The sequence below is a fragment of the Rhodoferax sp. genome (assembly GCF_037143375.1).
Classification (GTDB): Bacteria; Pseudomonadota; Gammaproteobacteria; order Burkholderiales; family Burkholderiaceae_C; genus Rhodoferax.
On sequence record NZ_JBAWYV010000007.1, the window covers coordinates 22745 to 44808 of the forward strand.

A 22064-nucleotide genomic window follows, 5' to 3' on the forward strand; every position below is an offset into this window, starting at 1 on the left:
CTGCCGGCAGGTTACAAAAGACGCAGGACATAGGGGGGGCAGTGGGTTGAAGAAGAGCCGGGATTATGCAGTGCCATAAGTTATTTACACGTGGACTCACTGCCTGTGGCGACTTAAGCATCCAAAAATTGCCTGCCGCCAAGCTGACTTGTTTGCGCCATCCTGCCGCGCAAAGCGCATACAAGGGTTTGCCCTGTAAGTAGTCAGCTATCACCTGCGCGGCTCATATCTGCGCAATACTTCGTTTGAAAATTTTAAAAGTAACTGAAAATTTTTAAACAAACTGGAGACAAATATGCGTGTGATTTCCATTGCTTCGCAAAGCCCCGAGGTCGCGGGCTGCGATGAAGAAAGCGGTGTAGTCCGCAAGGTCACGATGCCTTTGGCGCGCCGTGAATTTCTCAAAGGTTCTGGCGTTTTGCTGGGAACGCTGGCCACCGGCACCCTGTTGGCGGGCTTGGCACCCTCTACCGCCTGGGCGCTGGAACTTAAGACCCTGAGCACCGCTGAAGGCCAGACCCTGATCGCCATGGGCCGCGTGCTGTTCCCTCACCAGAAACTGCCCGATGCGGTGTATGCCCTGCTGTCCAAGGATCTGGATGCCAAGGCCTCCGGCGATGCGGGTGCGGCCAAGATGCTCAAGGATGGCATTGCCTGGCTGAATAAATCGGCTGGCGGCAACTTTGCCAAGTCCAGCGCCGCCAAGCGCGAAGAAATTGTGCGCGGCATGGAAGGCACCGCCTTCTTCGCCACCGCTCGTGGCCAGTGCGTGACTTCGCTGTACGACAACGACATGGCCTACGCCGTTTTCGGCTACCCAGGCTCGGCATGGGAAAAGGGTGGCTACATCACCCGAGGCTTCCAGGACCTTAAGTGGTTGCCCGCGCCCACCAAAGAAGCCAGCCCGCCGCCCAATCTGGGTTAATCACACGCACACAAAAAATACAGGAGATAAGCATGGCGAAATTTGATTTTTCTGACGACTCCGTCGTTGTTGTGATTGGCTCAGGCGCCGGTGGCGGCACGCTGGCCAATGAGTTGTGCCAAAAAGGCATCAAGGTGGTGGTACTGGAGGCCGGCGCCCGGCAGTCCAGCGCCAGCTTCATCAACGACGAGTGGAAGTCCTTCAGCCAGCTTGCCTGGCTGGACAAGCGCACCACATCGGGGTCCTGGCGCGTGGCCAAGGACTTTGCCGGTCTGCCGGCCTGGATCTGCAAGACGGTGGGCGGCACCACCACGCACTGGGCCGGTGCCTCGCTGCGCTTGCAGGAGCACGAGTTCCGCACCAAGAGCGTGTATGGCGAAATCAAGGGTGCCAACCTGCTGGACTGGCCCATCACCCTGAAGGACCTGGCGCCCTACTACGACAAGGCCGAAAACAAGATGGGGGTGACCCGCACCAATGGCATTCCCGGTCTGCCTGGCAACAACAACTTCAAGGTCATGTACAACGGCGCCACCAAGCTCGGCTACAAGGAGGTGCATACCGGCAACATGGCCATCAACAGCCAGCCGCGTGACGGCCGCAGCCGCTGCTTGCAACTGGGCTTTTGCTTTCAGGGCTGCAAGAGCGGCGCCAAGTGGTCCACGCTGTACACCGAAATTCCCAAGGCCGAAGCCACCGGCAACTTTGAAATCCGCGCCCAGTCGCATGTGTCGCGTATCGAACACAACGCCTCTGGCAAGGTAATCGGCGTGGTTTACTTTGACAGTGACGGCAAGGAGCAGCGGCAAAAAGCCCGCATTGTCTGCGTGGCCGGCAACTCCATCGAAACCCCGCGCCTCTTGCTGCTGTCGGCCTCCAACATGTACAAGGACGGGCTGGCCAACTCATCCGGTCAGGTCGGGCGCAACTACATGCGTCACATGACGGGCTCGGTCTACGCCGCCTTCAAGAACCCGGTACACATGTACCGCGGCACCACCATGGCGGGTATCGTGCGCGACGAAGCAGGGCACAACCCCAACCGCGGTTTTGTGGGTGGCTATGAACTCGAAACGCTGTCACTGGGTATACCCTTCATGGCCGCCTTCCTGAATCCGGGTGGCTGGGGTGCAGACTTTGCCTGGTGGATGGACCGCTACACCAACCTGGCTGGCATGTGGCTGGTGGGCGAGGACATGCCGCGGGAGAGCAACCGCGTCACGCTCAACACCAACGTCAAAGACCAATGGGGCAACTACGCACCCAATGTGCACTTCGATGACCATGAAAACGACATCGCCATGCGCAACCATGCGTTCACACAGGCCGAGCGCATTTACGAGGCAGCAGGCTCCATCAAGTCGTTCCGCACACCACCGTACCCGTCTACGCACAACATGGGAACCTGTCGCATGAGTGCCAGACCCGAAGACGGTGTGGTGAATAAATACGGCCAGACGCACGACATTCCTAACCTGTTTATCAGCGATGGCAGCCAGTTCACCACCGGTGGTGCAGAAAACCCCACGCTCACCATCGTGACACTGGCGATCCGCCAGGCCGATTACATCGCCCAGCAAATGACCGAACGAGCCATTTAATCCAACCGAAACCAGACACCGGAGCAGACCATGTGTGAATACTTTGTCAAAGCGGATCCCATCCAATACGAGCAACGCTCACGCACGGTCCGCATCCGCAACGCGTTGACCAGCATCAGACTTGAAAACATGGTGTGGGACATTCTGGCGGAAATGGCGGAGGACGAGGGTTGCACCACCAACGCCCTGATCGCCCAGTTCCACAACGAGGTTATGGCGCACCGGGGCGAGGTGCCCAACTTCGCCTCCTTCTTGCGGGTCACCAGCATGCGTTACCTGCACCGCAGTCTGTTGGCGATGGAGAAGAAGGCAGAAGCTTCTGCGGACGCCACCGCCACGGTCACAACCCTGGCACCCGGTTTACGCATTCAGGCGCGCGATGCAGGCCCAAAGCCCTTGATTGCGGTGGGCAGGTAATACACCTGACGATCGCATCACCCCGGCGAGCTCCGAGAATGTCGGGGCGGTATTCTCAACTCTCATTCAAATTGCTTAATTCCATGCCTTTTGTGACCGAAATTTACCCTGGTGTCTGCGCTACTGTGGCCGACGCCACCCGCGGATTTGTCTATAACCACAGCATGCTGCGTGTCAAGGATCCGCAAGTAGCGCTGGACTTCTACACCCGTGTGATGGGCATGCGCTTGCTGCGCAAGCTGGACTTCCCGGAAATGAAGTTCTCGCTCTATTTTTTGCACCGCTCGGAGGAATACAGCAGCACGCCCGAGGACGCAGGCGAACGCACCGCCTGGACTTTCAGCCAGCGTGGCATTCTGGAACTGACCCACAACTGGGGCACGGAGACGGATGCAGACTTCAAGTACCACGACGGCAACGCGCAACCGCAGGGATTTGGCCACATCTGCTTCTCAGTGCCAGATCTGGACGCCGCAGTGCAGTGGTTTGACGACAACCAGGTCACTTTCGTGAAACGACCTGATCAGGGCAAGATGAAGGATGTGGCCTTCATCAAGGACCCCGACGGCTACTGGATCGAGATCGTCGAACCCGCCCGCCTGACCCAACTGGGGCGTTGAACTTGAGCAATTTCAAGCCTTCACAAAGGCGGCGCAGCGTGGGCACATGGTGAGCACAGCCTTGGGTTGGCCGCAGCACCATGCGGTGGCGCACCTGCCGGGCTCCCTGCCTATGGGCGGCGTGGTCCCCATGACACCCGTGCATGCGTTCGAGTGCACGCCGCACGCCCTGTGTCTCGATACACAGCAGACTGTGCACCCCTCTCGAAAGGATATTGACTTGGGTGGCTTGTTGGCCTTTGTGATTGACCAGGTGGTGACCGATGCAGAGGCCAACGCCATCATCATGGCCTCCGAGCGCATGGGCTTTCGCGAAGAGGCGCCCGGCATTGCCACCCCGCCAGGGATGCGCATGAATAAATCGGTGCATTGGGTGGCTGACGAGGCCCTGATGGCGCCCCTGTTTCAGCGCATCGCGCACCTGTTGCCGCCAACACTGGCAGGCGAGACGCTGTTTCCCAACTTGAGTCACCGGCTCAATATGTACCGGTATGACGATGGTGACGTCTTCAACATCCACACCGATGGAAGTTGGCCCGGCTATAGCCTGAGCAAAGACCGCAGCGCCATGCTGGAGTGGCCGGCGCAGGTACGTTCAGGCCTGACCATGCTGCTCTACCTCAATGGCCCTGCCGAAGGCGTGGAGGGTGGCAACACGCGCCTGTTCCGTCCGGATAGCAGCTCGGTCGACGTGGAACCACGCAAGGGTTCAGCCCTGTTTTTCCGCCACGGTTTTGGCCCCCACTCAGTGCGCCACATTGGCTGCCGCGTCAGTGGCCAGGTGTCAAAATATGTGGCCCGCATCAACGTGATGTACATCGAGCGGCGACCTCCAGAAACCGGAAACCACAGTTGTACCTTGGCGGGTATATTCCCTGACTCTTGGGGCGTGTGACTTAGAAAGTGTCCAAGTGACACTGTCAAAACGAAGTTGTGCCACTAAGTGTGCGAGTCCCATAGTTATAGTCTTTACAAAAAAAAAAGCGCCATCAAGGCGCGTTTTTTATGTGAGCGAGAAACCGCTTACTTGGACAACACGCGTGCCATTTCCAGGCACTTGCTTGAATAACCCCATTCGTTGTCGTACCAGCTTACGACCTTCACAAACGTGCTGTCGAGTGCCATGCCGGCGTCAGCATCGAACACCGAGGTGCAGCTTTCGCCACGGAAGTCGGTGGAGACCACTTTCTCTTCGGTGTAGCCCAGCACGCCCTTCATGGCGCCGGTCGAAGCAGCCTTCATGGCGGCGCAGATTTCAGCGTAGGTCGCTGGTTTGTCCAGTTCCACGGTCAAGTCCACCACCGACACGTCGGAAGTTGGCACGCGGAACGACATGCCGGTGAGCTTTTTGTTCAGCTCAGGAATGACCACGCCGACTGCCTTGGCTGCGCCAGTGCTGGAAGGAATGATGTTTTCCAGAATGCCACGGCCGCCGCGCCAGTCTTTGTTGGACGGGCTGTCCACGGTTTTTTGCGTCGCGGTGGCTGCGTGCACGGTGGTCATCAGGCCACGCTTGATACCCCAGTTGTCATTCAACACCTTGGCGACAGGCGCCAGGCAGTTGGTGGTGCACGACGCGTTGGAGATGATGGTCTCGCCCTTGTAGGTGCTGTCATTCACGCCATAGACAAACATCGGGGTGTCGTCTTTGGAAGGTGCCGACATGATGACTTTTTTGGCGCCAGCGGTGATGTGCTTTTGCGCGGTTTCTTTGGTCAGGAACAGGCCGGTGGACTCGATCACGATGTCGGCGCCGACTTCGTTCCATTTCAGTTCAGCCGGGTCTTTGACGGCGGTCAGACGAATCTTCTTGCCGTTGACGATCAGGTTGGTGCCTTCGACCGAGATGTCGCCCTTGAAGCGGCCATGCACGGAGTCAAACTGGAGCATGTACGCGAGGTACTCTGGCTCCAGCAGGTCGTTGATGCCAACGATTTCGATATCGCTGAAATTTTGAACGGCAGCACGAAATACCATGCGCCCGATGCGGCCGAAGCCGTTGATACCAATCTTGATCGTCATTTGCTTTTTCTCCACGCGTTAAAAAACTGAACCGGATTACTTACGTAACACCTTTTCCACAGTATCGGCCACATTGACCGGTGTGAAACCGAATAGATCAAACAACACCGGCGCGGGGGCCGATTCGCCGAAAGTATCGATGCCAACCACGGCTGCGCAGCCGTATTTCCACCAACCCTCAGAAACACCCATCTCGACCGCAATGCGGGGCACGCCGGCCGGCAGCACGCTGATCTTGTACTCGACGCTTTGTTTGTCAAACGTGGTATTGCTGGGCATGGAGACCACGCGCACTGCAATCTTGCGGGTCGCCAGAATCTCTTGTGCCTTGAGTGCCAGTTGTACTTCAGAGCCAGTAGCGATGATGACGGCCTGCATCTTCTTTTTCATGCCGACTTCGGTCGGCTCGGCCAGCACATAAGCGCCCTTGCTGATGTCGCCCATGCCGGATTTCGGCGCGTAGTTGATGTTTTGGCGGCTCAAAAGCAAAGCGGTGGGCTTGTTCTTGTTTTGCAGGGCCACGGCCCAGGCCACCGCCGTTTCAGCCGTGTCACCCGGACGCCACACGTCCAGATTAGGAATCAGGCGCAAGGATGCAGCGTGTTCAATCGACTGGTGGGTTGGGCCGTCTTCACCCAGACCGATGGAGTCGTGGGTGAATACATGCACCACGCGCAGCTTCATGAGCGCGGCCATGCGGATGGCGTTGCGGCTGTAGTCGCTGAAGGTCAAAAAGGTGCCGCCGTAAGGGATGAAGCCGCCATGCAGCGCCACACCGTTCATGATGGCGGCCATGCCGAATTCGCGCACACCGTAGTTGATGTGGCGGCCACCGTTGCTGGCGCCGGTCACGTCGTCAAAACGCAGGTTGGGCGTGCACTTGGTGTTGGTCAGGTTGGAGCCGGTCAAGTCAGCCGAGCCACCCAGCATTTCGGGCAAGGCGGCGGTGAAAGATTCCAGCGCCAACTGCGACGCTTTGCGCGAGGCCACGGTGTCGGCCTTGGTGTGGGCCGCCACGGCGGTGTCGACAGCGACCTGGTTGAAGTTCTTGGGCAGGTCGCCCTTCATGCGGCGCACCAGTTCTTTGGCCAACTCGGGGTGAGCGGTTTTGTAAGCGGCAAACTTGTCGTTCCAGGCTTTCTCGGCGGCAGCGCCAGCCACCTTGCCGTCCCATGCAGCCACCACGTCTTTGGGGATCGTGAACGGCTTGTGCGGCCAGTTGAGGGCTTCACGCGTCAATGCGATTTCGGCATCGCCGAAGGGCTCGCCGTGGGCCTTGGAGGTATTGGCGCGGTTCGGGCTGCCTTTGCCAATTGCGGTTTTGCAGATGATCAGCGTTGGCTTGTCGGTGGACAGCTTGGCTTGCGCGATGGTGTCGGCCACCAACTCGGCGTCGTGGCCGTCAATGGGGCCGAGCACGTTCCAGCCGTAAGCCTGAAAACGCAGTGCGGTGTTGTCGATGAACCAGGGCGCGACCTGACCGTCAATCGAGATGCCGTTGTCGTCGTACAGGGCAATCAGTTTGTTGAGTTTCCAGGCGCCTGCCAGCGCGGCGGCTTCGTGGCTGATGCCTTCCATCAGGCAGCCGTCGCCCATGAAGGTGAAGGTGTGGTGGTTGACCACATCGAGGTCGTCACGGTTGAACTCTTGTGCCAGCAGTTTTTCAGCCAGCGCCATGCCGACCGCGTTGGTGATGCCCTGGCCCAGCGGGCCGGTGGTGGTTTCGACGCCGGGCGTCACGTCCACTTCGGGGTGGCCCGGGGTTTTGCTGTGCAGTTGGCGGAATTTCTTCAACTCGGCCATCGGCAACTTGTAGCCGGTGAGGTGCAGCACCGAGTACAGCAGCATCGAGGCGTGGCCGTTGCTTAAAACAAAGCGGTCGCGGTCGAGCCAGTTCGGGTTGGTGGGGTTGTGCTTGAGGTGGGAACCCCACAAGGCTACGGCCATGTCGGCCATGCCGAGCGGCGCACCGGGGTGGCCTGAGTTGGCCGCTTGCACGGCGTCCATCGTCAGGGCACGAATGGCGTTGGCCATGTCGGTTTGGCTGGTCGTTTTAGGGCTGCTTGGGACGGCGGCCTGTTCGAGTTGTTCTACTGCTTGCATTTGTTCTGTATCAGCCATGGGTGCCAACTCCGGGATAGTTCTGGTGGGGAAAGGGACGAAACCACGGATTTTACCGGGCGCCGCATCGCGACCTGATTTACGTCAATCTGGAGGCCCGGCGTGCGTATAGTGGCGACCATGCCCAAAAGACACACCACCACTGCCGCCCCGATCTCTGCCATGCTGCTGGCTGCCGGTCGCGGCGAGCGCATGCGCCCGCTGACCGACGCCACGCCCAAACCGCTGCTGACGGTGCGCGGCAAGCCACTGATGCAATGGTCGCTGGAAGCGCTGGTGCGCGGTGGCTTTCACAAGGTGGTCGTCAACACCGCCTGGCTGGGCGACCAGATTTCAGACTACTTTATGAGTGTTTTAGTGCTAAAGCCCCCGTCCCACCTGCGTGAGCAGCTATTAATACAAGAGCAACCTGACATCAGCTATTCGCACGAAGGCCGCGACTTTGGCGGCGCCCTGGAAACGGCGGGCGGCATTGTGCGGGCCTTGCCGCTGCTCTGTCCGATTGACGCCAGCAACACGCCAGCCGACCTGTTTTGGGTGTTGGCGGGTGATGTATTTGCACCCGATTTTGTGTTTAGCCAAGATGCTGTCGACCGTTTTGCGGCCAGCGGCAAACTGGCCCACCTCTGGCTCGTGCCCAATCCCGAACACAACCCACGCGGTGACTTTGGTTTATCGACCCCTGACTCTGGCGCTGTGGCACTGGCATTGAACTTGCCCAAAGACGACCCGCAACCGCGCTTCACCTACTCCACCATCGGCCTGTACCACCGGGCTTTGTTCGCGCCACCGTATTGCGACATTCCGCCAGGCAACCCGGACGGCCTCAAAGCCCCACTGGCACCCCTGCTTCGCGCCGCCATGGACAATGGCCTGGTGAGTGCCGAGCTCTTCACCGGCGCCTGGACCGATGTCGGTACGCCTGCGCGACTGCAAGCGCTCAATCTTTAACGGAACACCCGCCATGAATCTCCCAACGCCAGCGTCTGTTTTTGCCCAACGCCGCGCCCAACTGGCCGCGCTGATCGGCCCCAAGGGCGTCGCCCTGATCCCCACCGCGCCCGAGCAGCAACGCAACCGCGATGCCGATTTTTTGTACCGGCCCGACAGCTACTTTTATTACCTGTGCGGCTTCACCGAGCCCCAAGCCTGGCTCGTGATCACCGGCGACGGCAAATCCACCCTGTTTTGCGCGCCCAAAGATGTGGAGCGCGAAATCTGGGATGGTTACAGGCTCGGACCCGCTGCAGCCCCCGCTGAACTTGGTCTTGATGCTGCATATTCAATAGCAGAACTGGACACCCAACTGCCCGGCTTGCTAGATGGCCGTGACGCCGTCTGGTACCCGTTTGCCACCCACAAAGGATTGGAGACACGGGTCGACGGTTGGCTGAACAAAGTGCGCGCCCGGGTGCGCTATGGCACCTTGTGCCCGGAACAACAACGCGACTTGTGTGGCCCCCTCGACGAAATGCGACTGGTCAAAGACGCCAGCGAGCAAGCCACCATGCGCCGCGCCGCGCAGATCAGCGCCGGTGGTCATATCCGCGCCATGCAACTCTCAGCCCGCATGCTGCGTGAGGGTCAGGCGGTGCGCGAATACCACCTCGACGCCGAACTGCTGCACGAGTTTCGCCGCCATGGCTCGCAAGCCCCGGCCTATGGCTCCATCGTGGCGGCCGGTGCCAACGCCTGCGTGCTGCACTACCGCGCCGACGCGGGTTTGGTGCAGAGTGGCGAGCTGGTGCTGATCGACGCCGGTTGCGAGTTGGACGGTTACGCCAGCGACATCACCCGCACCTTTCCGGCCAACGGCACCTTCAGCGGGCCGCAGCGAGCCTTGTATGAGTTGGTGCTGGCGTCACAGGAAGCCGCGATTGCGGTGACCAAGGCGGGCGCCCGTTTTACCGACCCGCACGAAGCCACCGTGAAAGTGCTGGCGCAGGGCCTGCTGGACCTCGGATTGCTGGACAAAAACAAGGTCGGCACGCTGCAGGATGTGATCGAAAAACGCGCCTACTTTCAGTTTTACATGCACCGCACCGGCCACTGGCTGGGCATGGATGTGCATGACTGCGGTGGCTACATCGAGCCGTCAGAGATCGGTCAGACCAGCGAGCGCAAAGACGCCCTGACCGGTGAAACCATCATCGACCGACCGGCCCGCATTCTGCAGCCCGGCATGGTGCTCACCATCGAGCCCGGCCTGTATGTGCGCCCGGCCGAAGGCGTGCCCGCGCAGTTTCACAACATCGGCATCCGCATTGAAGACGACGCCATCGTGACGACCACCGGCTGCGAGCTGATCAGCCGCGGCGTGCCGGTTGCGGTGGCGGAGATTGAGGCGCTGATGCGGGGCTGAGCCCTAAATACCGTGGCTCTCCAGCACGACGATACCCAGCGGCGTGTTCAGTGCGGCCACCAGGTTGGCGGGGCCGGTTTCTACCGCGACGTCCGACAGGCCAATGGCTTCATACGCTGCTTGCAGCTTGCTGGCCGTTGGGTGGGTAATCGTCAGGCTTTGCAGCGTCACACCCGAGCGCGGCAGGCTGTTGCGGGGGTGCAGGCGCAGCGGCTCAGCGGCATCGGACTTGCCCCACTGAATCAAACTCGGGAGCGCGCCATTGAACAGGCGCTGCCCGTCTTCGCGCACCGTCATTTGCCACTGCAAGACGCCACGGCGTGAGTGGCGTTTGTCGTGCACCGCCGGCCCTCGGTCAATGTCTTGCGCTTTCAAGGCGTTGCGGGCGGCCTGGATGTCATCGGTATGGGCCACAAAATGCACCAGACGCGGCTCAATAGCCACAGCCGCTTGCAGCGCGGCATCGTCCATGTCAAACCAGCGCCGGGCCGTCGGACTGGCGCTTTTTTTACCGGCGGGGTTGATGGCAATGATTTCCAGATAAGCCAATGGGTTGGCCGGGGTGGCGATTTTGAACAGGCGGGTATGGGTGCCCTGCGCCGCCTGCTCGGCGCCCACGCCGGGTGTGATGCCCAGCTTGGCCTCGCACCACTGCACGCCTTGTTCAAGGGATTTTGCTACGACGACTAAGTGATCAATTTGTGTTTTCATGGGTCTGACCATACCACCCACGTCCACACTGGTAATTCTCGGCTGGTAGACTCTTTCGGATGAACAAAATCTACCGGTGCATCGTGTTGTCTTTGGCCCTGGCAACAGTGGGCGCCCACGCCACAACGCCAGGCGAAGTTGAAAAAGGCGGCACCTTGCGCGAGGCCACGCTGCAAGGCTTGACCGGCCCTTCGCGCAAGCTGTCCGAGTTTCGCGGCAAACCCCTGATCATCAATGTGTGGGCCAGTTGGTGTGGGCCGTGCCGCCAGGAAATGGGCTCACTGGAGCGCCTTTCGCGCAGCAAGGGCGCGCAGCAATTTAACGTGATCGGCATTTCTACCGACGACTACCCCGAAGCAGCAAAAGGCTTTCTGCAAAAAGCAAAAACCACCTTCAGCCACTACATTGACAGCAAACTGTTACTGGAAAACATGCTCGGCGCCGACCACCTGCCGCTCACGTTGCTGATCGACGCCAATGGCCGCATTCTGGAGAAAATCTACGGCGCCGAAGCCTGGGACAGCCCGGATGCTTTCAAGGTCATCAGCAAAAAATTCAACATCAAGATGTGACCATGACCACCGCCCACACCGCTGAACTCCAGGCCTTTTTTGCCCAGCATGGCATCCGTGATGTGGAGTGCTTGTTTGCTGACATCTCGGGCTACCCACGCGGCAAGCTGATGCCTGCCCACAACTTTGCCGCGGGTGGTGAGTTGCGCATTGCCCAGGCGATCCCGATGCAGGCGGTGACCGGCGACTACTCCTACGACCCGATTTTTCCCGACTCCGACCCCGATGTGCGACTGGTGCCCGACTACGCCACGTTGAAGGTATCACCCTGGTCGAGCGTGCCGCGCGCCGTTGCCATCCACGACTGTGTGGAGCTCACAGGCGAGCCCTGTGCGTTCGCCGCCCGCTCACTGCTTAAAAGCGTCTTGGCACGCTACACGGCGCAGGGTTTGTCGCCGGTGGTGGCGCCCGAGATCGAGTTTTACCTGACCGCGCCCAACACCGACCCCAACCTGCCGCTGTGCGCCCCGGCCGCCCGCAATGGCCGTGCTGAAGTCGGCCAGTCGGCCTTCAGCCTGAACATGCTCAATGAGTTGGCCCCTTTCTGGGATGAATTTCGCACCGCGCTCGATGCGCTTGGCGTGCAAGCCGACACCTGGATACACGAGGTCGGCCAGACGCAATACGAGATCAACCTGATGCACGGCAACGCCGTGGACGTGGCCGATCAGGCCTTTTTATTCAAGTACGCGGCCAAAGAGATAGCCATCAAGCACGGGCTCAATGCGGTCTTCATGGCCAAGCCGATCAGCGGTGCCTCGGGCAGTTCGATGCACCTGCACCAAAGCGTGGTGGACGCGCAGGGGCGCAATATTTTCAGCCAGGATGACGACACCGAGAGCGCGAGTTTTCGGCACTTTATTGCCGGCCTGCAAACCTATGTGCCCGACCTGATGCTGATCTTTGCGCCGCACGTCAACTCCTACCGCCGCTTTGTCAAGGGCTGTCAGGCCCCGGTGAATTTGCACTGGGGCTACGACAACCGCACCACTGGACTGCGCATTCCGGTGAGTCACCCAGCTGCGCGCCGGGTCGAGAACCGCATTGGCGGCGCTGACGCCAACCCTTACCTGGCGATCGCCGCCTCGCTGGCAGCCGGGCTGGCCGGCATGGACGAGGCGCTGGTGCCCACCTCGCCTATTTTGGTCAGCGACAACGCCTCAGACCATGGCCATGATCTGCCGCGCAGCTTCCTGCCCTCGCATGCGCTAATGGTGGGCAGCGCTAACAACCGTCGCTTGTTAGGAGATGCTTTTGTGACCGGTTTTTGCGCCGTGAAAGCGCTGGAATATGAGAGCTATCTGCACGAGGTCAGCGCCTGGGAACGGCGCTTCTTGCTACCACAGGTATAGACCCTGACAGTTGTTCTCAGTCGCTTGTCTCGTGAAACTTCACCCGGTTTCGGCCCGCTGTTTTGGCCGCGTACATGGCTGAATCCGCTTCCTTCAGGATGTCATCCGGGCTCGTTTCATGGTCCACAAACAAGGTCACGCCAATGCTCGCGGTGCAATGGTGCTCCACTTGGGTAGGTGCTTTACCCTCGTGCTGAATGGTCAGCAGGTACGTCACGGCCAAGGTCCGACGAATGATCTCGGCAATGATGGCGGCCTGCTCGGTTGATTCGTCCTTTTCGGCGTGCAGCACACTGAGCAGCACCACGAACTCATCGCCCCCAAAGCGAGCCACGGTGTCCATCGCGCGCACGCAAGACTTCAAGCGCTTGGCCACTTCGATCAGCAGCAAATCACCAGCGTCGTGCCCATGCAAATCGTTCAACGGCTTGAAGTTGTCCAGATCCAGAAAGATCAGTGCGCAGTAGAAGCCTGCGCGCTTGCTGGCGGCCATGGACTGTATCAGCCGGTCATTGAAAAGAAGCCGATTAGGCAACTTGGTCAGGCCGTCGTGAAACGCCAACTGGCGTACCTGTTCTTCCATCTGGCGGCGCTGGGTGTGGTTGGTATGGGTGATCACGGCACCGCCATGCGCATCCCGACCCAGGGGCGTGACGTTCATCGTGAACCAGCGCTCCTCTTCTGGCGAGTGACAAGGGTATTCTTGCCTGAAGCTGGGTAATTTTCCATCCAACACCGCCTGAATGCCATCACGCGCAGCCGCAGCCCCTTCGGAACTGTCGTCCTGACCCTCTTGACATACTGATAAATAATTGGTGCCGACTTCGGTGTTTGCCGCTGGTGTACCTGGTTTGATGCCGTTCTCCAGAGCGAAGCGCCGCCAGTGTTCATTGACCGCGAGAATCACGCCTTTGTAGTCGACCACCGCTATTTCGGCGGGCACCGAATCCAGAATGGCCAGCTTGAATTCCTCGCTCTGCTGAAGTGCCAGCGCCGCTGTTTTCCGCTCAGTGATGTCGCGTGTGATACCTATGAAATGGGTTAATTTTCCTTGTGTATCCAGCACGGGCGAGATCGTCAATTCGTTCCAGAAGACGCTACCATCTTTGCGGTAGTTGAGCACCTCGCCGGCGAAGTCGGTGAGGCTTTCGCGGGCCACACGGATCGCGGCCACGTTCTTTGGATCGGTCAGCGGCCCCTGAACAAAACGGCAGGTGTGGCCCAGGATTTCTGATTTATCAAAACCGGTGATGGCCATGAATGCGTCATTCACCGAGAGGATAAGGCCATCAACGCCCGAGATCAAAACGCCTTGCGACACCGCCTTGAGGGCCAGGTAGCTCACACGCAGTTTTTCGACGGCTTGCTCACGTTCAGTAATGTCGTGCACGATGGAAACCAGCAAGGGCTTATCACCCACCGTGATCGGCGAGGAATGAACTTCTACCGTTCGAACATCTCCATTGGCCAGACGGTGCGGAAACACAAAATAGTTTCGTTTTCCTTGAACGGCTGCGGCATATTCAGCCGCCACTTGCACCGAGTTCATCTGGTTGATGTCCTGAATCAACATGGCGCACATCTCAGCATGCGTCCAGCCATAAAACAGGCAGGCGGATTCGTTAGCGTCCTGAATGCGACCACTGGCCGGATCAATCTGGAGAATGATGGCGTGGTTGTGGTTGATTAAATGTCGAAAACGTTCCTCGCTTTCAATCACTTTGAGTTCGCTACTGCTGCGCAAATACTCTGAAATGGCCAGGATGATCAAAAATATCAAAGCCCCAACACCCAGAATAAGCGCGTCTGCGCGCCAACCGGCCAGGTAGCTTTTATCCGCTATCCCAACCGCCAGAAAGAAAGGCAACTCGCCCAACGTACGAAAGCCAAAGAGGCGATGGACGCCATCCACGGGCGAGGTGGTTTCCAGCACTCCGTTGGGGCCTTCCTTATAGATGGCCAAACGAACAGGCGCATCCGGAGATGGCTGGTTACTGACATCCACCACATCAGGGTAGCGCACCACCAGCGCACCCGTGTCCAACCGACGAAGCAACACCGAGCCGTCGCGCCCGAGTTGGATATTGCGAAATTGCTCATGAATGGCGTTGAGATCAATGGCGGCGACCGCAACCCCCAGGAATTCACCCGCTGGGTTGCGCACGGGTCTGGCCACGACCAATGCGGGACTGTGAGGAACACGCGACTGCAGAACTTCCGAAAAAATTGCTGAACTGGCCGGGTTGGCCTTGAGTTGAAGGAAATGCGACGAGTCGGCAATGTTGAGGGGCGCTTCCTTGCCGAGGTTGCTGTAGAGCAAATCGCCATTGGCGCCAAAAATTTGCAGAACTGACGCAGATGCAATATCCAGCACTTGGGATTTCAGCCAGGGCGTTATTTTGGTTTCATAGCGACTGACATTTTCAGCCACCATCGCAGCAGGCTCAATGGCAGTGGCCATGTCGGAGACATTGCGTTGCGCTGCATCCAGATCGGAATAGAGTTTTGACTCCAGTACCAGCGCAAGATTTTGCACATGCTCGGTCGCTGATTCACGAGCGGTCTGGTAGGAGACTGTGAGTTGATACGCCACCAAACCTATGAATATTAGAGAAACGACGACAAAAATGAGTCTGTATTCTCCCCAACGGTGCCAAACGCGTGGTCGTCCGGGGAGAGCGACTGAATTTTTCATGCCGTTGTCATTGATTCGAATGCCTCAGATCGTCACGGGGTGACTTGGCGCCAAGCTCTCTGTTTTTCGCAAACGACTGCGAAAAACAATTGTGTGCCGAATCGCTTCGCTTGGATACAAATGGAAACGAGCGCGTGCTTATAAATCTAGCTAAATTGATTTAAGACAAGTTGGCTCAGTCAGCGATTGGTCACGGACTCCGTCAGTGCTTCATCCGGGGCTATACGCGTGCTAACCCATAGCGCGGCTTGCCAACATTTCTGCAAATTAGCAGCCACGCACGCGACGATGCGGGGGTCGAGCTTGCCACTTTGCATTTGCAATCTCAGGATCTGCAGAATTTGCTCACATGGCAGGGGCTCACGGTAGGGGCGCCGCTGCGCTAGCGCTTGAAACACATCGGCCACGGCAATAATGCGCGCTTCAAAGGACAAGCCTTCGCCACTTGTGTGGTTCGGGTAGCCGGTTCCATTGACACGTTCATGGTGCTGCGCAGCCCACAGAGCTACCTGTTCAAATCCCTTGATGTTTTTGAGTACGCAGTAGGTATCGAAACTGTGGCGGCGCATGGTGATCCACTCACTCTCAGTGAGGTTGCTGGTTTTCTCCAACAGGTCATCGGGTACCCTGAGTTTGCCGATGTCGTGCAGCAGACCGGCAAGCTCGAGCATTTCACAGGTTTCTTCTGGCAGTGCAAACAAAGTCCCAATAAACCTCGCCAAGTTAGCGACGCCATCGGAGTGCTCTTTGGTGAAGGGGCTTTTGGCATCGACGATGCAGGAAAACAGGTGCACCAGACTGCGTAACTCTTCAAAGGCCATGCCTTGCTGCGTGGTTTCGGACAACCAGGTCGAGACATAGCCGTTCAGGTGGTGCGTCTCCAGCGCGAACCAGAAACCATCGGACTCAGACACCTCCATGAGTGCGTCCACCAGTTCCGGACAGAACCAGTCGCCGCGCTTGTCCAGTATGGTTCGGCGAATTTCTTGTTTGCCCAACAGAATATCGGTTTCTTCCACCAGGTATTTCAGCGACAAGATATCAACCCGGTCCACCATATAAATGCAATTGGCACTGAGCTTGATTTCCATCGGCAAATTCAGGCTTTTCAGTTCGGCCCAATGCGTGTGATGGTGCAATACCACTGGAGCGAGGTGGCTCAGCAAAGGACTGGCGCTCAGAAGTGCAGCCCCTGCATGGCAATGGTCACTCTCCATTTCCCATTCGAATTGAGCCAGTTTGGCATGCACCGCCGTTTTGGAAACGCCGCTGTCGTGCAAGATGGCCGCCTGAAACAAGTCATCCAGGCGTTGTCCCTTCCACCCCAGGTATTTGCCACATTCAGCCGCCATGTAAGCCACACGTTTGCCATGGTGAATATGCGTGACACCGACCAGGTCGAGCGCATCGGAAAGCGAATAGATGGCTTCATGCAGATTGATATTGAAGACGGTCATGGATCACCTCTTTTGGCGCGAGTCTATCCCTCTCTTTCAACGCTGCCTATCGTTCTTTTAGTAAAAAGCAATTAGCCTAATAAATAGATGAGAACTAACATTAGTGCATTGTTGATCGAAAACTTCTATCAACAACTTGTTTAACCACCAGGAGTTATTGATGACTACATCCCAACGCCCCGAGATCAAAACCATGGCCAACCTCGAATCTGCCTTTGCCGGAGAGTCGATGGCGCACATTAAATACCGTTATTTCGCCAAACTGGCGCGAGAGATGGGCGATGAAGAAACCGCACGCACCTTTGAAGCCACGGCCGACCAGGAAATCATGCACGCCTTTGGCCATCTTGATTTGCTCTACCCCAAGGCCAGCATGACACCCGCCAAGGCCTTGCAAATCGCCATCGACGGTGAAACCTACGAATACACCACCATGTACCCCGGATTTCGCAAGACAGCGGAAGAAGAAGGCCACGCCGCCGCCGTCACCGAGATGAACGAGCAGATCGAAGAAAGTAAAGTACACGCAGCCGCGTTCCGCGCCACACTGGAAAAAGCCCAGAAGCGCTTCGCCGCCTTGGCCAAAGTCGAAGAGCGCCATGCCAACCATTACAAAGCGCAGTTGGCCAAAGTGACCGCGCAGGCGCTGTAAACCAACGCCTCAATCGCTCTATTTTTAATAGCTACTCACGCAATATCAGCGGGGGCTAGCGACCGATTTACCTTAAATTTCAGGAACTCTTATGAAAACCTACCTTTGCATTGTTTGCGGCTTTGTTTACGACGAAGCGACCGGCCGACCTGAAGACGGCATTGCGCCCGGCACCCTCTGGGCCCATGTGCCTGACAGTTGGGAATGCCCTGACTGCGGCGTCGCCAAAGCCGACTTTGAAGCGGTTGAAATCTAAGCACTCAGAAAGCAACCCATGACACACCCGATCATCATCATCGGCGCCGGTCTGGCAGGCTGGACCACAGTGCGCGAGTTCCGCAAGCTTGATGCCTCCACGCCGGTGATGTTGATCACCCAGGACCACGGCGACTTTTATGCCAAGCCGTCCCTGTCCAACGCCTTTGCTCAAAAACGCGGACCTGCGCAGTTGGTCAGCACGCTGGCGGCCAAGATGGCGGAGGCGCAATACGTCACGCTGCTGGCTCAGACGCAGGTTGAGACCATCAACCCGCAGGCGCAAACCATCAACACATCGCACGGTGAGTACAGTTACAGCCAGCTTGTGTTGGCGACCGGGGCACAAGCGATTCGGATTCCACTGGCGGGTGATGCTGCCGATCAGGTGCTGTCAATTAATAGTCTGGGGGACTTTTCCGTCTTTCACGACCGCCTGACAAGCCGTGGCACCAAGGCTGCCCAGCACGTCCTCATCATGGGTGCGGGCCTGATTGGTTGCGAGTTTGCCAACGACCTCGCCGCCTGCGGCTACCAGGTCAGCGTGGTGGACCCGTCCAACGGCCCGATTTCCGCCTTGTTGCCCAGCGACGCCAGCGGGCAACTGCGCGAGGCGCTGGGCGCCTTGGGTGTGACCTGGCACTTCGGCGTCACGGTGAAATCAGTCAATCAGGCAACTGCGCCTGATGCACCCGCACTTCAAGTCGAACTATCAAATGGCTTTCTAGCCGACGTAGATATTGTGCTGAGTGCTATTGGATTAAGAGCAAACACCACATTGGCGCAAGCCACTGGACTGGCCTGTGAGCGCGGCATCCTGGTCGACGTCAACTTGCAAACCAGCGATCCGCATATTTACGCTCTGGGCGATGGCGCCCAGTACGCCAGCGCGGGCAACCGGGGCCTGCCCTATGTGATGCCGATCATGAACGCCACCAAAGCTCTGGCGGCCACGCTCGCCGGTAAGCGCACCGCGCTGGTGTTCCCCTTGATGCCGGTCGCCATTAAAACCCCGGCACTGCCGATTGTGGTCGCCGCTCCTGCGCCCGGCACAGCGGGAGACTGGCAAACCATCGAGCCCGGTGTCTGGCATTTTGTGAATTCGCAGGGTCAGGTACTGGGTTTTGTTCTGACGGGTCCGCAAACCACGCGACGCGCGGAACAAGCCAGATTAATCACAGCCTGAGACAAGCACCGGTGTTTCCAAGTGGTCCTGAAGGGGCTTGCAAGGCGACTCGGCAGCGGATTGGAGAAGAGGGGGCTAAATTCCCCACAATTGCTTCATGTCAATTTCATATTATGAAATACAAAACCACCTGTTAGTTTAAAGTAAGGTCTCGGTCTACAATTCCGCTTCCAAATAAACGCTGACGGGCTGGCTTTTCGGTCATACTGATTACAGCAGGAGACAACAAAATGCCCCATACGACCGTCAGTGCCGAAGACAAACGCGCCATTCTGCGCCGTGCGGCCCTCGAATACCACGAGTTCCCAACCCCCGGCAAAATTGCCATTGCTGCCACCAAACAACTGGTCAACCAGTTCGACCTCGGGCTGGCCTACTCACCCGGCGTGGCTGCCCCGTGCGAAGAAATCGTCAAAGACCCGAATAACGCCTTCAAGTACACCAGTCGCGGCAATTTGGTCGCGGTCATCACCAACGGTACCGCCGTGCTCGGCTTGGGCGACATTGGCCCGCTGGCCGCCAAGCCGGTGATGGAAGGCAAAGCGGTTTTGTTCAAGAAATTCGCTGGCATTGATGTGTTTGACATCGAAATCAACGAAAAACACGACCTTGACCGACTGGTCGACATCATCGCCTCGCTGGAGCCGACCTTTGGCGGCATCAACCTGGAAGACATCAAGGCGCCGGATTGTTTTTATGTCGAGCGGAAATTGCGTGAACGCATGAAGATCCCTGTGTTCCACGACGACCAGCACGGAACAGCCATCACGGTGGGCGCCGCTATCCTCAACGGGCTGAAAGTCGCTGGCAAAAACCCGAAAGACGTCAAGTTGGTCACCTCCGGTGCTGGTGCTGCCGCCCTGGCTTGCCTTAACTTGCTGGTCAAGTTGGGGATTGCGCGCGAGAACATTTATGTCACCGATCTGGCTGGCGTGGTCTATGAAGGCCGCACCGAGTTGATGGACGAAGACAAGATTCAATTCGCTCAAAAAACATCGGCCCGCACGCTGAGCGAAATCATTGAAGGCGCTGACGTGTTCCTCGGTCTGTCGGCGGGCGGCGTACTCAAACCCGACATGGTGCGCAGAATGGCGGCCCGTCCGCTGGTGTTTGCCCTCGCCAATCCGACACCTGAGATTCTCCCGGAAGAAGTTAAAGCGGTTCGCGACGACGCCATCATCGCGACTGGCCGCTCGGATTACCCGAACCAGGTCAACAACGTCCTGTGCTTCCCCTATATTTTCCGGGGCACACTCGATGCTGGCGCTTCCACGATCACCATCGAGATGGAAATTGCCGCAGTGCACGCCATCGCTGAGTTGGCCCAAGCGGAACAAAGCGAAGTGGTGGCGGCAGCCTATGCTGGCGAGAAACTCGCCTTTGGCCCTGAATACCTGATTCCCAAGCCGTTTGACCCGCGTTTGATGATGATGATCGCACCGGCAGTGGCGCAAGCCGCGGCAGACAGTGGCGTGGCCTTGCGCCCGATTCTGGACATGGATGCCTACCGCGAACGTTTGCAAAGCTTTGTGTACGCTTCTGGCACGGTCATGAAGCCGATTTTTACGGCCGCCAAAAAAGCCCTGAAAAAACGCGTTGCCTACTCTGAAGGCGAAGACGAACGCGTGCTGCGGGCCTGCCAGATTGTGGTGGACGAAGGCTTGGCATTGCCGACCCTGATTGGTCGCCCACTGGTGATTGCCGAGCGCATCGAAAAGTTTGGCCTGCGTCTGCGCGAAGGTGACGATTACAACGTGGTGAACGTGGAGCAAGACCATCGCTACCGTGATTTCTGGCAAACCTACCACCGCATGACCGAACGCAGTGGCATCACCGCGCAAATGGCCAAGATTGAAATGCGCCGTCGTTTAAGCCTCATTGGCGCCATGTTGCTGCACAAAGGCGACGTGGACGGTTTGATTTGCGGCACGTGGGGCAGCATGGCCTTGCATCTCCAGTACATGGACCAGGTGATTGGCAAACGTACGGGTGTCAATACCTATGCCTGTATGAACGGTCTGGTGCTGCCAGAGCGTCAGCTGTTTTTGGTCGACACCCACATCAACTACGACCCCACGGCTGACCAGTTGGCTGAAATCACGGTCATGGCCGCCGAGGAAATGTTGCGCTTTGGTATCAAACCCAAGGTGGCTTTGCTGAGTCATTCCAACTTTGGCAGCAGCGACCAACCCAGCGCCATCAAGATGCGCAAAACGCTGGAGATTCTGCGCGTTAAAGCACCGTGGCTGGAAGTAGATGGCGAAATGCATGGCGATGTGGCGCTGGACGGCAAGTCCCGTGCGGCCCTCATGCCCAACAGCACCTTGGTCGGTGACGCCAATTTGCTGGTGCTGCCGAACATTGATGCCGCCAATATTGCCTACAACCTGCTCAAAACAGCCGCTGGCGGCAACATTGCCATTGGCCCCGTGCTGCTGGGCGCGGCCAAACCGGTGCATATTCTTACAGCCAGTACCACTGTGCGTCGAATTGTAAATATGACAGCCTTGACAGTGGCGGATGCAAACGCCACTCGATAAGTGCTCTGGCCGTAGCTGGCACTAACTTACTTCAGTAAAAACCCTCTCGCGGCTGCTCATTTTTTGGGCAGCCGCTTGCATTTTTATTACAAATACGCGACACTACGAACCTTGAAATTTCCGGGTAAACCCGGAGTGTTGTGGGAAGTGTTTTTCATGTTTCGTTTATCAAGCCTTAAGTTGGTGCTCACTGGCTTCGTGCTTGCGGGGGTTTTTGCCACCGGTTTGGTGCAGGCCAAAATGCCTGTCGTCATGGACGCCAAGGCCACCATGACGGTTGCCGAGTTGCCCAAACAAGGTTCGCAAATGTATGCCCTGATTCTTCAGGGCGGACCCTTTGTACATGAAAAAGACGGTGTGGTTTTTGGCAATCGCGAGCGTTTGCTTCCGACTGAAAAACGTGGTTTTTACCATGAATACACCGTCGCCACACCAGGTTCTCGCAACCGGGGAGTGCGCCGCATTGTTTGCGGTGGACCAAGCAAAGCGCCCGAAGTTTGTTATTACACAGCCGATCACTATGCGAGCTTCCGCAAGATTGTGCCGTAGTTTTTAGTTTTTAAATTTGAAGGCGAA

The 22064-nt window shown here is 57.9% G+C and carries 19 protein-coding genes; 14 read left to right on the forward strand and 5 right to left on the reverse strand.

Annotation, left to right across the window (positions count from 1 at the left end; genetic code table 11):
* Nucleotides 1-376 precede the first annotated feature (376 nt).
* The 5 genes from WCG50_RS02210 (at nucleotide 377) to WCG50_RS02230 (ending at nucleotide 4458) form a co-directional block, all read left to right on the forward strand.
* Nucleotides 377-925, forward strand: a complete 549-nt coding sequence (locus WCG50_RS02210; RefSeq protein WP_336897969.1) for a twin-arginine translocation signal domain-containing protein — start codon at nucleotides 377-379, stop codon at nucleotides 923-925.
* A gap of 32 nt (nucleotides 926-957) precedes the next feature.
* Nucleotides 958-2526 (forward strand): GMC family oxidoreductase, encoded by a 1569-nt coding sequence (locus WCG50_RS02215; protein ID WP_336897931.1) that lies wholly within the window; start codon nucleotides 958-960, stop codon nucleotides 2524-2526.
* Between the two features lie 30 nt (nucleotides 2527-2556).
* The gene (locus WCG50_RS02220; RefSeq protein ID WP_336897932.1) at nucleotides 2557-2943 is read left to right on the forward strand and encodes a ribbon-helix-helix domain-containing protein; all 387 of its coding nucleotides are present in this window, start codon (nucleotides 2557-2559) and stop codon (nucleotides 2941-2943) included.
* Nucleotides 2944-3026: 83 nt separating this feature from the next.
* Nucleotides 3027-3563: a lactoylglutathione lyase gene (gene gloA / locus WCG50_RS02225; RefSeq protein ID WP_336897933.1), complete on the forward strand. Its 537-nt coding sequence runs from the start codon at nucleotides 3027-3029 to the stop codon at nucleotides 3561-3563.
* A gap of 49 nt (nucleotides 3564-3612) precedes the next feature.
* On the forward strand, nucleotides 3613-4458 hold the full coding sequence (locus tag WCG50_RS02230; protein ID WP_336897934.1) for a 2OG-Fe(II) oxygenase: 846 nt from the start codon (nucleotides 3613-3615) through the stop codon (nucleotides 4456-4458).
* Between the two features lie 128 nt (nucleotides 4459-4586).
* On the opposite strand, the gene gap is transcribed toward WCG50_RS02230, so the two are convergent.
* Nucleotides 4587-5585, reverse strand: coding sequence for a type I glyceraldehyde-3-phosphate dehydrogenase (gene gap, locus WCG50_RS02235; RefSeq protein WP_336897935.1), 999 nt, complete (start codon nucleotides 5583-5585; stop codon nucleotides 4587-4589).
* Between the two features lie 36 nt (nucleotides 5586-5621).
* Nucleotides 5622-7619, reverse strand: coding sequence for a transketolase (tkt, locus tag WCG50_RS02240; RefSeq protein ID WP_336897970.1), 1998 nt, complete (start codon nucleotides 7617-7619; stop codon nucleotides 5622-5624).
* A 207-nt stretch (nucleotides 7620-7826) separates the two neighbouring features.
* Here tkt and WCG50_RS02245 point away from each other — a divergent pair, with 207 nt between their 5' ends.
* Together WCG50_RS02245 and WCG50_RS02250 are read left to right on the forward strand one after the other, a co-directional pair.
* Nucleotides 7827-8657, forward strand: coding sequence for a nucleotidyltransferase family protein (locus WCG50_RS02245; protein WP_336897936.1), 831 nt, complete (start codon nucleotides 7827-7829; stop codon nucleotides 8655-8657).
* Between the two features lie 13 nt (nucleotides 8658-8670).
* Nucleotides 8671-10068, forward strand: a complete 1398-nt coding sequence (locus tag WCG50_RS02250) for an aminopeptidase P N-terminal domain-containing protein (RefSeq protein WP_336897937.1) — start codon at nucleotides 8671-8673, stop codon at nucleotides 10066-10068.
* A gap of 3 nt (nucleotides 10069-10071) precedes the next feature.
* Here the strand turns inward: WCG50_RS02250 and WCG50_RS02255 are convergent, their stop codons facing one another.
* A complete protein-coding gene (locus tag WCG50_RS02255) occupies nucleotides 10072-10779 on the reverse strand; it encodes a VOC family protein (protein WP_336897938.1) in 708 nt (235 codons plus the stop codon).
* Nucleotides 10780-10838: 59 nt separating this feature from the next.
* Here WCG50_RS02255 and WCG50_RS02260 point away from each other — a divergent pair, with 59 nt between their 5' ends.
* Together WCG50_RS02260 and WCG50_RS02265 are read left to right on the forward strand one after the other, a co-directional pair.
* Entirely contained in the window at nucleotides 10839-11351 is a 513-nt protein-coding gene (locus tag WCG50_RS02260; protein WP_336897939.1) for a TlpA disulfide reductase family protein, read from the forward strand.
* A 2-nt stretch (nucleotides 11352-11353) separates the two neighbouring features.
* A complete protein-coding gene (locus tag WCG50_RS02265) occupies nucleotides 11354-12703 on the forward strand; it encodes a glutamine synthetase family protein (RefSeq protein ID WP_336897940.1) in 1350 nt (449 codons plus the stop codon).
* Between the two features lie 16 nt (nucleotides 12704-12719).
* On the opposite strand, the gene WCG50_RS02270 is transcribed toward WCG50_RS02265, so the two are convergent.
* Together WCG50_RS02270 and WCG50_RS02275 are read right to left on the reverse strand one after the other, a co-directional pair.
* Nucleotides 12720-15296: a PAS domain S-box protein gene (locus tag WCG50_RS02270; RefSeq protein WP_336897941.1), complete on the reverse strand. Its 2577-nt coding sequence runs from the start codon at nucleotides 15294-15296 to the stop codon at nucleotides 12720-12722.
* 281 nt (nucleotides 15297-15577) lie between these two features.
* Nucleotides 15578-16855 (reverse strand): HD domain-containing phosphohydrolase, encoded by a 1278-nt coding sequence (locus WCG50_RS02275; RefSeq protein ID WP_336897942.1) that lies wholly within the window; start codon nucleotides 16853-16855, stop codon nucleotides 15578-15580.
* 160 nt (nucleotides 16856-17015) lie between these two features.
* On the opposite strand from WCG50_RS02275, the gene WCG50_RS02280 reads away from it, so the two are divergent.
* The 5 genes from WCG50_RS02280 (at nucleotide 17016) to WCG50_RS02300 (ending at nucleotide 22037) form a co-directional block, all read left to right on the forward strand.
* Nucleotides 17016-17507, forward strand: coding sequence for a rubrerythrin family protein (locus WCG50_RS02280; protein WP_336897943.1), 492 nt, complete (start codon nucleotides 17016-17018; stop codon nucleotides 17505-17507).
* A 91-nt stretch (nucleotides 17508-17598) separates the two neighbouring features.
* Entirely contained in the window at nucleotides 17599-17763 is a 165-nt protein-coding gene (locus tag WCG50_RS02285; RefSeq protein WP_336897944.1) for a rubredoxin, read from the forward strand.
* A gap of 18 nt (nucleotides 17764-17781) precedes the next feature.
* Nucleotides 17782-18948, forward strand: coding sequence for an FAD-dependent oxidoreductase (locus WCG50_RS02290; RefSeq protein ID WP_336897945.1), 1167 nt, complete (start codon nucleotides 17782-17784; stop codon nucleotides 18946-18948).
* Nucleotides 18949-19178: 230 nt separating this feature from the next.
* Nucleotides 19179-21488 carry an NADP-dependent malic enzyme gene (locus WCG50_RS02295; RefSeq protein ID WP_336897946.1) on the forward strand — a complete coding sequence of 770 codons (2310 nt, stop codon included), beginning with the start codon at nucleotides 19179-19181 and terminating at the stop codon, nucleotides 21486-21488.
* A gap of 240 nt (nucleotides 21489-21728) precedes the next feature.
* A complete protein-coding gene (locus WCG50_RS02300) occupies nucleotides 21729-22037 on the forward strand; it encodes a ribonuclease (protein ID WP_336897971.1) in 309 nt (102 codons plus the stop codon).
* The last annotated feature ends 27 nt before the right edge of the window (nucleotides 22038-22064 follow it).